11 protein-coding genes are annotated in these 11734 nt (G+C 55.2%); 7 read left to right on the top strand and 4 right to left on the bottom strand.

Annotated features, from left to right (window positions below):
* Positions 1 to 48: 48 nt before the first annotated feature.
* The 3 genes from L2097_RS18075 to L2097_RS18065 all read right to left on the bottom strand — a co-directional run bounded on the left by L2097_RS18075 (position 49) and on the right by L2097_RS18065 (position 2743).
* Complete coding sequence (locus tag L2097_RS18075; RefSeq protein ID WP_047372669.1) at positions 49 to 480, bottom strand: organic hydroperoxide resistance protein; 432 nt, start codon at positions 478 to 480, stop codon at positions 49 to 51.
* 127 nt (positions 481 to 607) lie between these two features.
* Complete coding sequence (locus L2097_RS18070; RefSeq protein WP_250353428.1) at positions 608 to 1810, bottom strand: L-lactate MFS transporter; 1203 nt, start codon at positions 1808 to 1810, stop codon at positions 608 to 610.
* Between the two features lie 243 nt (positions 1811 to 2053).
* Positions 2054 to 2743 (bottom strand): autotransporter domain-containing protein, encoded by a 690-nt coding sequence (locus tag L2097_RS18065; protein WP_250353427.1) that lies wholly within the window; start codon positions 2741 to 2743, stop codon positions 2054 to 2056.
* Between the two features lie 159 nt (positions 2744 to 2902).
* On the opposite strand from L2097_RS18065, the gene tag reads away from it, so the two are divergent.
* Together tag and L2097_RS18055 are read left to right on the top strand one after the other, a co-directional pair.
* Entirely contained in the window at positions 2903 to 3484 is a 582-nt protein-coding gene (gene tag / locus L2097_RS18060) for a DNA-3-methyladenine glycosylase I (protein ID WP_142517209.1), read from the top strand.
* A complete protein-coding gene (locus L2097_RS18055) occupies positions 3462 to 3908 on the top strand; it encodes an N-acetyltransferase (protein ID WP_085005049.1) in 447 nt (148 codons plus the stop codon). The genes tag and L2097_RS18055 overlap by 23 nt, the downstream gene beginning before the upstream one ends.
* On the opposite strand, the gene L2097_RS18050 is transcribed toward L2097_RS18055, so the two are convergent.
* The gene (locus L2097_RS18050) at positions 3871 to 6219 is read right to left on the bottom strand and encodes a molybdopterin guanine dinucleotide-containing S/N-oxide reductase (RefSeq protein ID WP_284454060.1); all 2349 of its coding nucleotides are present in this window, start codon (positions 6217 to 6219) and stop codon (positions 3871 to 3873) included. The two genes, L2097_RS18055 and L2097_RS18050, sit on opposite strands and share 38 nt — an antisense overlap.
* A 196-nt stretch (positions 6220 to 6415) precedes the next feature.
* Between L2097_RS18050 and L2097_RS18045 the strand changes: the two genes are divergently transcribed.
* From L2097_RS18045 to ghrB, 5 genes are all read left to right on the top strand, one after another.
* Entirely contained in the window at positions 6416 to 7432 is a 1017-nt protein-coding gene (locus L2097_RS18045; RefSeq protein ID WP_085005050.1) for a LacI family DNA-binding transcriptional regulator, read from the top strand.
* Positions 7433 to 7544: 112 nt separating this feature from the next.
* Complete coding sequence (locus L2097_RS18040) at positions 7545 to 8294, top strand: sugar phosphate isomerase/epimerase family protein (RefSeq protein WP_250353425.1); 750 nt, start codon at positions 7545 to 7547, stop codon at positions 8292 to 8294.
* A gap of 4 nt (positions 8295 to 8298) precedes the next feature.
* The gene (locus tag L2097_RS18035; protein WP_085005051.1) at positions 8299 to 9237 is read left to right on the top strand and encodes a sugar kinase; all 939 of its coding nucleotides are present in this window, start codon (positions 8299 to 8301) and stop codon (positions 9235 to 9237) included.
* A gap of 175 nt (positions 9238 to 9412) precedes the next feature.
* The gene (locus L2097_RS18030) at positions 9413 to 10693 is read left to right on the top strand and encodes an MFS transporter (protein WP_047372660.1); all 1281 of its coding nucleotides are present in this window, start codon (positions 9413 to 9415) and stop codon (positions 10691 to 10693) included.
* A gap of 20 nt (positions 10694 to 10713) precedes the next feature.
* Complete coding sequence (gene ghrB / locus L2097_RS18025; RefSeq protein ID WP_250353424.1) at positions 10714 to 11688, top strand: glyoxylate/hydroxypyruvate reductase GhrB; 975 nt, start codon at positions 10714 to 10716, stop codon at positions 11686 to 11688.
* Positions 11689 to 11734 lie beyond the last annotated feature (46 nt).

The raw sequence follows: 11734 nt of genomic DNA, 5'->3' as shown, positions 1-11734 counted from the left end.
TACAAAAATATATAACCGGAAATAGGTTAATCACCCCATGAATAGTATTCAGGCGGTGATCACGTTCAGTTTAACGTCAATATTGCCGCGGGTAGCGTTGGAATAAGGGCAAACTATATGGGCTTTTTTCACCAGTTCCTGCGCTATCTGATGATCCATTCCCGGCAGGTGAATATCCAGTTGGGCTTCAATACCAAACCCGGTCGGCAAAGGCCCAATACCGACTGTACCTTCAATATAAGCCTCTTGCGGTAGGCGCTGTTTTTCCACCGACGCGACATGTTTTAGCGCCCCGAGAAAACAGGCGGAATACCCGGCGGCGAACAGTTGCTCCGGGTTCGTCACCTCCCCACCGGCGCCGCCCATCTCTTTTGGCACGCCCAGTTTTACATCCAGAACGCCATCGGACGAGACAGCTCTGCCATCGCGGCCTCCGGTGGCTTTCGCCTTCGCCCGATACACGACTTTTTCTAATGACATACGCGACTCCTTCTGTTGGAAGACCTGCTATTAAGAATAGCCGCTACCAAAGAGAGTCCCGGTAAAGGGGCACATAAGGGTAATAAAAAAGCCGCCTGACGGCGGCGTTTTCGAAGACAGGAAGGAATCAGGCGTGCGCCGGTTTATAAACGCTGCGCTGCGGTTGACGGATGGTCGTGGACAGTGCCAGTGAGACAATCAGCAGAGCGAAAATGACGCAGAAGGTGACATAGAAGCCGCCAAACAGCGAAGCGATAATCGAACCGCAAATACTGCCGATACCAAAACCTAAGTAAATCACACCGTAGTTTTTCGCCAGGTTATTCAGACCAAAGAATTCGCTGACCAGCGACGGGAATACGGTAATGGTGCCGCCGAAGTTGAAGGCCACGCAGGCAATCGCTGCGAAAAAGGAAACCGCATTCAGTGGCGCAAACAGCAGGGCTGCCATCCCAACCAGTGAAATCACCTGGCCAATCGTAATAACACGAATACGGGCGATTTTGTCGGACAGAATGCCCAGCACCAGACGGCCGCTCAGATTCGCAATAGAGATAACCGTTACCGCATTAGCGGCCGTTGCCACGTCCAGATGCACCATGCCCTGGGCAATGTCTTTCGCTACCCCAATCACATACAAACCACTCATACAGGCGGTCAGGAACATCACCGCCAGCATCCAGTATTGTGGTTTACGCATGGACTGCGCCAGCGTGAAATCATTTTCCACCACGCCATTGACCGTGGTTGTTTTCTGTTGCGGCGCGTCAGTCATCAGCATCGCGCCGCAAACAATCATCACCAGCGTCATCGCTCCCCAGATCATGAAAGTCTGTTCCAGGCCAACGGTGGCCAGCAGGTGGCTATCGATGAATTTAAAACCCAGACTGCCCAGGCCATAAGCCCCGATGGAGAAAGCAGAAATCAGTCCTTTACGCTCCGGGAACCATTTCACACAGTTGGAAAGGGTAAGCAGGTATCCGGCGCCATCTGCGAGACCCACAAGCACGCCCGCGCTCAGCCACAGCATGGTCAGGCTGCTGGCGTGAGCAGTCAGGAAGAAGCCGATTCCCAGCAGAACGCCAGAGGCTATGGTCACGCGTTTCACGCCAAAACGTTCTTGCAGTTTCCCGGCCACAGAGGAGGATAACGCCAGCCCGAGGCTTAACAGACCAAATGAAAACGCAACCTGACTTACCGGCTCGCCCAGCTTATCTGCCAGCGCACTATTAAACAGGCTCCAGGTATAAACAGATCCCAACGCAAATTGTGTGATGATGGTGCCAGCCAGCGTGAGCCAGCGTGTGCGATTCAAGGATGATGTATTCATGGCAGTTGTCCTGCAGAGGAAATTAAGGGAATTCACTGCTGACAACCATAACGAAGCGCATTTCATGCCAGGGCTAAAAAGGCATGAAATGCAGTAAGCGGGGAATGAAATGCATTCAGGCAGGAATGAATGACATTACGGAAAACGGAGTCGCCACAATTTATCGGGTAAGTTAGTACATACTATCAATGCAGGGCGCGTGCTTATTGTTTCTTAATTGTGATCATTTTGTATTAGATGTTCTTAAAAACGCGCGCTAACCCCCATGCTATAGAGGTAATTTGGCCCGGTTATCCAGTTTTCCGACTGTGACATGGAAGCATAAGCGGCAAAATGTTGATTAAGCAGCATATCGGCGCCGACGGACACATCGAGCCAGTTGCCGTACTGGTTCGCGGCGGTCAGACGGCTCAGCCCGGATTGCGATTTCCAGACGTTTTCACCGAACTGTTGGTTGTAACTAATTTGCGCCCATGGACGAAAGTCACCCATATGGCTATCCACGCGCCATCCCAGTGAACTGATGGTTGCGTGCCAGAGCGGATCGCTATATTGCGGTGAAGTCGCGCTGTCGCCAAATTCATTGTACATTGACGTCGTTGAACCGTCGTAATGCCATACTGCCACCGGCCCGGTCATCACATTCGTTGATAATGGAATATTCAGGCCAATACTCATTGTACTGACGGCATCCATCGGCGTTTTATCTGGCAGATTAAAGGCAACGCCAGGCCCACTCTGCGCTGAGCGAATGCGTTCTTCCAGGATATCGTTATAACGCGGCTGGTGATCGCTATCCCATGTATAGCGTTGCGGCATATTATTTTGCGAATCGATCGCGATATATTCTTGTTGCCAGGCAAATGCCGAATGGCTGAAAAGCAGACAAGCAGGCACTACCGCTATCAAACGGCCACTGTATTTAATTTTCATCAATGCGACTCCACAAAAGAGCCAAACCGGCGTAATTGTTATCGTTTTTGTTGGGCAAAGGCGAGGGTAGATATCCCTTACCTAACTATTATCTTTTTCGCAGGCACGTCAAGCCTGCAACATACATAATTTTGATCAACATCAGCAACGGAGAAGGATATGCAGCGTTGTGGTTGGGTGACTCAAGACCCGCTTTATCTGGCTTATCACGATGAAGAATGGGGTGTCCCGCAAATGGACGGTAAAAAGCTGTTTGAAATGATCTGTCTTGAAGGACAACAGGCCGGTTTATCATGGATTACGGTGCTTAAAAAACGCGAAAACTACCGTAATGCCTTCCATCAGTTCGATCCTGAAAAAGTGGCCGCGATGGGGCCGGATGATGTCGAGCGCCTGGTGCTGGATGCCGGGATTATTCGCCATCGCGGCAAAATTGAGGCGATTATCGGCAACGCCCGCGCCTGGCTTGCCATGGAGCAAAATGGCGAACCTTTTGCCCCGTTTGTCTGGTCGTTTGTCGATAACGAACCGCAAATTACCCAGGCCGCCGCACTCGGTGATATCCCCACCTCAACGCCCGCCTCCGACGCGCTTTCAAAAGCGTTAAAGAAACGCGGCTTCAAATTTGTCGGCACCACCATCTGCTACTCCTTTATGCAAGCCTGCGGTTTGGTTAATGACCATATTACAGACTGTTTCTGTCATCCCGGAGGCCGGCATGATCCGCGAGTGGCACAGTAAAGATTTATCTCCTCTGTTGCGCCTGTGGCTTGAAAGCACCACCTACGCGCACCCGTTTATTGCGCAAACGTACTGGCAAGACAGCGAGATGCTGGTGCGCGAAGTTTACCTCCCGTCGGCCCGTACCTGGGTCTGGGAGGAAGAAGGTAAGCTATACGGTTTTGTCAGCGTGATGGATTCACAGTATATCGGGGCATTGTTCGTCAGCCCGAAGGCGCTACGCAAAGGGATCGGCACCGCGCTGCTTGACCACGTCAAGCAGCGCTTTAATGCCTTAAGCCTGGAGGTGTATCAGAAAAACGAGCGGGCGGTGAAGTTCTATCACGCGCAGGGCTTTCGCATAGAAGACAGCGCCTGGCAGGAAGAGACGCAGCACCCGACCTGGATCATGAACTGGCAGGCGGGTCAAACGCCGTCAGCGTAAGCGCCGGACCGCTGTATTTTTCCATCCATACCAGTGCGGTATTCCCCGCACAGCCATTCCCCAGCTTTGAGCTGGGGAGATCTTTTGTCAGCACATTAACCGCGCCGTTTTTACAGATCCCCCCTTCGGTGCGCTCAAGGTCCGGCCATGCGCCCTGGTGGATACAAATCACGCCGGGTTTGATCCCTTCGCTGACCACCGCGCCAGCCAGCACCTGTCCGCGTTGGTTCCAGACGCGGACCAGATCGCCATCAGCAATACCGCGCGCTTTCGCGTCGCGCGGATGCAGCGTCACCGGTTCACGCCCCGCCACTGCATACTGCTCGCGAAGTGACGAATAGTTAAGCTGGCTGTGCAGACGATGCGCAGGGTGAGCGGAAAGAAGCTGCAACTGTTCCGGTCGGGCGTTGCCATGCCATTCATCCGGCTCAAGCCACATTGGATGCGGCGGGCAGTCGGCATAACCAAAACCGGCAATGCGCGCCGAGTAGATTTCAATTTTGCCACTGTCGGTTTTGAGCGGATGCGCCTGCGGGTCACGACGGAAATCAGCGAAGCGTACAAAGCGGGCATTCTCTTCGCTTTCTGGCATTTCAATCAGGGCATTCGCTTCCCAGAACTCGGCAAACGGCGGCAACGTAACCTGCTGGCTCGCGCCGCGCTGTCGGGCGATGTCGTAGAAGGTTTCCAGCCACGCCAGATCGCTCTTCCCTTCTGTAAAGCGCTCGCGTCCGCCCGGCTCCCAAAGCTCGCTGAGATCGGCGAACACCTCGAAATCGTCACGCGCTTCATCGCGCGGGGGAACCACACGCTTCATCGGCACCAGATGCTGGTTGCTGTAATCGCCCGTCATGGTCATATCGTTACGTTCAAACGATGTGGTGGCAGGCAGTACGATATCCGCGTGCTTTGCGGCGGCGGTCCAGAAACACTCGGAAATGACGACCAGTTCCGGCTTCTGCCAGGCGCGAATCAGCCGGTTAGTGTCCTGATGGTGGGTAAAGTTGGCACCGCCTGCCCACCAGATAAACTTAATCTCCGGGAAGTGTCGATCCATACCATTGTGCTGATAGAACGCTCCCGGTTTTTCCAGCGCTTCAATAATGCGCGCCACGGGGATTTTTTCGACCGCCTCAATACCGTCTTTAACGCAACCCTGCATGGATGCCAGTACCGCCGCCCGGCGCGTGGGGTTACCGCCATTGGCAAAATGATACGACAGGCCAAAACCGCCGCCGGGGATGCCAATCTGGCCCAGCATCGCCGCCAGCGTCACCAGCATCCAGTGTTTCTGCTCGCCAAACTGCTGGCGCTGCATTCCCCAGCCGGACATCAGCATGGTGGTATTTTCGTGGAAAAGTTTTGCCAGTTCGCGAATTTTCGCCGCCGGAATACCGCAAATATCCGCCGCCCACTCTGCCGTTTTCGCCACGCCGTCGCTTTTCCCGGTCAGGTAGTCAGCAAAGACGCTATAGCCTTCCGTGCAGCGCGCGAGGAAAGCCTCATCCTGCCAGCCATTTTCCACCAGTGTATGGGCGATACCGAGCATCATCGCCACATCAGTGCCCATATGCGGCGCTAACCACTCCACGCTCTCGCCAAAGAAATCGACCGTCTCCGATCGCATCGGATCGATGCAGATCAGACGTTTGCCGCTTTTGCGTAAAGCATCGAAATAGCCGATACCCTGCTCATCGGAGGCGTTCCACGCGATTTTCAGCGTGTTTAGTGGGTTAGCGCTCCACAGCACCACCACATCGGTGTGCTCCAGGACTAACGGCCAGCTGGTTTGTTGTTGATACACCTCGTTGCCGCCGACCACATACGGCATGATCGCCTGCGCCGCGCCGGTAGAGTAGTCCCCCAGATGGCCGGTATAGCCACCGGCAAGGCTCATATAACGCTGCAACAGTGTCGCCGCTTTATGCAGCACACCGTTCGACCGCCAGCCGTAAGATCCGGCGAAAATGGATGCCGGACCATGCGCCTCACGAATCCGTTTGTGCTGCTGATGGATGAGGGCAAGCGCATCATCCCAGGAGACGCGGACAAACTCATCCTCTCCGCGAACGCCCTGCGGGCTGTCCGGAGACGCCAGGAAGCCTTTACGTACCATCGGGAAACGGACGCGGGTTTTACTGTGGACCTGGTCGCGCACCACCGTTTGCAGAGAGTTAGGGTGATTGGTGGGAAGCGCCCCGCGTGAAGAGAGCACCGTTTCGCCGTCGGTTTCAACCAACATCGGCCCCCAGTGGGCTGCCGTAAGAACTGTTTTAACTGCAGAGTTTGCCAAAGCGCGCTCCTGATGCATGCAGGTGGCGACAGCGTCATCTCGCTGTCTTGTGAAATAATCAATGTCGCGCTCTATCATCCACACGCGCGGCGAATTGGCAAAGAATTAAACGGCATGATAGCCACGCAGAAGGCGATAAGCGGTATGTTCCCCCTTGCCAGTGCGGATTTTCGCGCTATCGTGTGGTCTCACAACTACCGCGAGGGAAGCACTTATGGCGAAAACGACGCGCCCGACGATAAGCGATGTCGCGAAAGCGGCAAAAACGGGCAAAACCAGCATTTCACGCTATCTGAACGGTGAAAAACATCTTCTGTCGGATGCATTGCTGGCGCGGATCGAACATGCCATTGCCGAACTCGATTACCGTCCCAGCCTGATGGCGCGCAATCTCAAGCATGGTCGTACCCGCCTGATTGGCCTGATTATCGCGGATATCACCAACCCCTATTCCGTGCATGTGCTGAGCGGTATTGAGGCAGCCTGTCGGGAAAAGGGCTTCACCCCGCTGGTTTGTAATACCAACAACGAAGTCGATCAGGAGCTGCACTACCTGGACCTGCTGCGTAGCTATCAGGTGGAGGGCATCGTGGTGAACGCCGTCGGGATGCGCGAAGAGGGGCTCAACCGGCTGCAGCAATCTTCTCTGCCCATGGTGCTGATTGACCGCAAGATCCCCGATTTTGCCTGTGATGTCGTAGGGTTAGACAATACCCAGGCCGCCACCACCGCCACCGAGCACCTGATTGAACAGGGCTTTGAAGCGTTGCTGTTTCTGAGCGAACCGCTGGGAACGGTGAATACGCGCCGGGAACGCCTGGACGCCTTTCGCGCAACGCTTGCCCGCTACCCCGGCACGGTGGCCGAAAACGCCGAAACGCCGCTGCATGAAAGCAGCCAGATTGATAACGTGCTACGCCAGTTTCACGCCAGCCATCGCGGGATGCGTAAAGCCGTTATTTCCGCCAACGGCGCACTGACGCTGCAGGTCGCCCGCTCATTAAAACGTATCGGTCTGCACTGGGGTAGCGATATCGGCCTGCTTGGCTTTGATGAGCTGGAATGGGCTGAGCTGGCCGGTGTGGGCATCACCACTCTCAAACAGCCGACCTGGCAAATCGGCTATGCCGCTGTAGAACAAGTCGTTGAGCGTATCGAAGGCAATAGCGATACCGTCCGCGAGCGGGTCTTTTCCGGGGAGCTCATCGTGCGCGGTTCAACTGCGCGATAATTAACCTTCGTGATGACGATCATAAATTCGATGCACCGCGCTTTTCTTTGGAACCGGTTCCATCTAGCGTTAAAGACAAGCAAATTGTCTTTAACTCCTGGGAAGCCGGAAGATGAAAAGAAAAATCATCGTTGTCACCGCCGCCTATGGCAGCGAACAAATTAACGCGATGGGCGGCCAGTGCGCCGTCCTGCCGCTGATTGCCAACGCAGGCGCAGACGGCGTGGAGATACGCCGCGAACTGTTAAGCGATAAAGAATTGAGCAGCCTGCCAACGCTTGCTGCCACCATCGAAGCCCACCGTTTACTGGCCTGCTACTCGGCGCCACAAGCCTTGTGCCTGGAAGATGGCTCCCTGAACCCGCACCTGCCTGCTCTGCTTGAAGAAGCGCGCACGCTCAAGGCGCTGTGGCTCAAAGTCTCACTCGGTCATTATCAGCGTAAAGACGTGCTGGAAACCTTACGTGGCTGGCTCGACGAGAGCGGAATGGCGTTGGTGGTGGAAAACGACCAGACCGAATGCGGGCAACTGGCGCCCATGCAGCGTTTTAAAGCCGCCTACTCTGTCATGGCGCTACCGGTGACGCTCACCTTCGACACCGGCAACTGGGTATGGGTCGGCGAGTCGCCGGAAGCGGCTGCTCATCTTCTGGCCCCTGCGGTGAGCTATATTCATGTGAAGGCAGCCATCCCACACCATGAGAATTATCGCGCCGTGGCGCCGGATAAAGCCGATGAACGCTGGCTTGCCCTGTTAAACCAGCTGCCGCCCGATGCCCCGCGCGGGATTGAGTTTCCACTTGAAGGCGACGACCTGACCGCCGTCACCCGTCACTACGTCGATTTGTTACGTGAGGAGTAACGCCATGCCTAACTCGCTTGATGTCATCACGATTGGCGAAGCCATGGCCATGTTTGTCGCCACAGAAACCGGCGAGCTTGCCGATGCAGAACATTTTGTGAAGCGCGTTGCGGGCGCGGAGCTGAATGTGGCTACAGGCCTGGCGCGACTGGGGATGAATGTCTGCTGGATCAGCCGCGTAGGCGATGACAGTTTTGGACGTTTTGTTCTTAACTCGCTGAAAAAAGAGAATATTGACACTCGCGGTGTCACTGTCGATGGGCGCTACGCAACGGGCTATCAGCTTAAATCGAAAGCCGAAAATGGAACCGATCCCATTGTAGAGTATTTCCGCAAAGGATCGGCGGCCAGCCACCTTTCAACGGAGGATTTTCACGCCGCGGCATTCAACGAAGCGCGCCACTTGCATTTGAGCGGCGTTGCGGCCGCGCTCTCTGCGACATCGTATGAACTACTGGAACATGCGGCAGCGGCAATGAAAGCACAGGGTAAGACCATTTCCTTCGACCCGAATCTGCGCCCGGTACTGTGGAAAAGCGAAGCGGAGATGGTAGAGAAACTTAACCGCCTCGCTTTCCAGGCCGACTGGGTGTTACCGGGGTTGAAAGAAGGCGTGATCCTGACCGGACAGCAGTCGCCGGAAGGTATCGCTGATTTTTATCTGCAGCGTGGCGTAAAAGCGGTGGTGATCAAAACCGGTCCGGATGGCGCCTGGTACAAAACCGCCAGTGGCGAACAAGGCGCGGTCGCCCCGGTAAAAGTGGATAACGTGGTCGATACCGTCGGTGCAGGGGATGGTTTCGCCGTCGGGGTGATTAGCGCTCTGCTGGAAGGTAAGACAATGCACCAGGCCGTACGGCGCGGCAATAAGATTGGCTCGCTTGCCATCCAGGTATTAGGGGATAGCGAGGGACTGCCTACTCGGGAAGAGTTGGGCGAGTAATTCCCCCCTCACCCCAGCCCTCTCCCGGCGGGAGAGGGAGAAATACATCGCAGCACTGATCCCCTCTCCCTCGAGGGAGAGGGTTAGGGTGAGGGGGAAAGCTCCTCACAAAAAAACAAAGCCCCCCTGGACCCTACAAACAGGCGGCGCAAACCTCAACCATAGAGGCAACATTATGAAAAGCTCGACAAATGCAGCAAAACGCTGGCTTTACATCATGCCGATTGTTTTCATCACTTACAGTCTGGCCTACCTCGACCGGGCGAACTTTAGTTTCGCCTCAGCCGCCGGGATCAACGACGACTTAGGTATTACCAAAGGGGTCTCTTCCCTTCTCGGGGCGCTGTTCTTTCTGGGCTATTTCTTCTTCCAGATCCCCGGCGCGATTTATGCGGAGCGCCGCAGTGTTCGCAAACTGATTTTTGTCTGCCTGATTCTGTGGGGTGGCTGTGCGTCACTGACCGGGATGGTCACCAATATCCCCATGCTCGCCGCCATTCGCTTTATTCTCGGCGTGGTAGAGGCCGCGGTCATGCCCGCCATGCTGATCTATATCAGCAGTTGGTTTACCAAATCGGAACGCTCACGCGCCAACACCTTCCTGATCCTCGGTAACCCGGTCACCGTGTTGTGGATGTCTGTGGTCTCAGGATATTTGATTCAGGCGCTCGGCTGGCGCGAAATGTTCATCATCGAAGGGGTTCCCGCCATCATCTGGGCCTTTGCCTGGTGGATGCTGGTCCGTGACAAACCGACTCAAGTTGGCTGGCTGTCAGAGGACGAAAAATCTGCCCTGCAAACACAGTTAGATCAGGAACAGCAAGGTATCAAAGCGGTACGTAATTACGGCGAAGCCTTCCGTTCCCGTAACGTTATTCTGCTGTGTATGCAATATTTTGCCTGGAGTATTGGCGTTTACGGTTTTGTACTGTGGCTGCCTTCCATCATCCGCAACGGCGGGGCCAACCTCGGTATGGTCGAAGTAGGCTGGCTTTCATCTGTCCCGTATCTGGCCGCGACCATTGCGATGATTCTGGCCTCCTGGGCGTCGGATAAACTGCAAAATCGTAAGCTGTTTGTCTGGCCACTGTTGCTGATTGGCGGCTTCGCCTTTATCGGATCCTGGGCTGTCGGCGCAAACCACTTCTGGGCCTCTTATACCCTGCTGGTGATCGCCGGTGCAGCCATGTACGCCCCCTACGGCCCGTTCTTTGCCATTATTCCGGAGATGCTGCCGCGTAACGTTGCGGGTGGCGCCATGGCGCTTATCAACAGTATGGGCGCGCTCGGTTCTTTCTTCGGCTCCTGGTTCGTTGGCTACCTCAATGGCGCCACAGGCAGCCCGGCAGCCTCGTACATTTTTATGGGGGTGGCACTTTTTGCATCCGTGTGGCTTACTTTAATTGTTAAGCCTGCTAACAATAAAACGTATCCAGCTGGCGCTCGTCACGCCTGAATCTTAACGAGGGAGAACCCATGAAGCCGTCCATCATCCTGTACAAAGCATTGCCTGATGATCTGAAACGTCGCCTGGAAGCGCATTTCACCGTCACACAGGTGGCCAACCTGCGACCGGAAACGGTGGAGCAACACGCCGATGCGTTCGCCAGTGCCGAAGGCCTGCTGGGTTCCAGTGAAAAGGTGGACGCTTCACTGCTGGCAAAGATGCCGAAACTGCGTGCCGCATCAACCATTTCAGTGGGTTACGACACCTTTGATGTGGACGCGCTGAACGCGAAAAAGATTCTGCTGATGCACACCCCGGCCGTGCTGACCGAAACCGTGGCCGATACCATCATGGCGCTGGTGCTGAGTTCCGCACGTCGGGTGGTGGAAGTGGCGGAACGAGTGAAGAAAGGCGAATGGACGAAGAGCATTGGTCCTGACTGGTTTGGCGTTGACGTACACCACAAAACGCTTGGCATCGTAGGCATGGGACGCATCGGTCTGGCGCTTGCGCAGCGCGCGCACTTTGGTTTCGGTATGCCGATTCTCTATAATGCGCGCCGCCAGCATCAGGAAGCGGAGAGCCGGTTCCAGGCCCGCTACTGCGATCTCGATACGCTGCTTAAAGAGTCTGACTATGTGGTTCTCGTCCTGCCATATACCCAGGAAACGCATCACCTGATCAACGCTGAGAAGTTCGCCATCATGAAATCCTCAGCGATTTTTGTGAATGCGGGTCGCGGCCCGGTTGTCGATGAGAAAGCCCTCGTTGAGGCGCTGAAAAAAGGTGAGATTCATGCGGCCGGTCTGGATGTGTTTGAGAAGGAACCGTTGCCAGTGGACTCCCCTCTGCTGACGTTACCCAACGTGGTGGCGCTGCCGCATATTGGTTCTGCCACCCACGAAACGCGCTACGGTATGGCCGCCTGCGCGGTGGATAATCTCATTGATGCGCTGAATGGCAACGTCGAGAAAAACTGCGTTAATCCGCAGGTTATCAAGTAAGTCCCCCAACAAAAACAAAAAAGAGGCGATTATGTCGCCTCTTTTT

The sequence above is a fragment of the Citrobacter sp. MNAZ 1397 genome (assembly GCF_023613995.1).
Taxonomy (GTDB): domain Bacteria; phylum Pseudomonadota; class Gammaproteobacteria; order Enterobacterales; family Enterobacteriaceae; genus Phytobacter; species Phytobacter ursingii.
The sequence above is the reverse complement of the archived record's forward strand: the minus strand, read 5'-3'. Positions and strand labels throughout refer to the sequence as shown.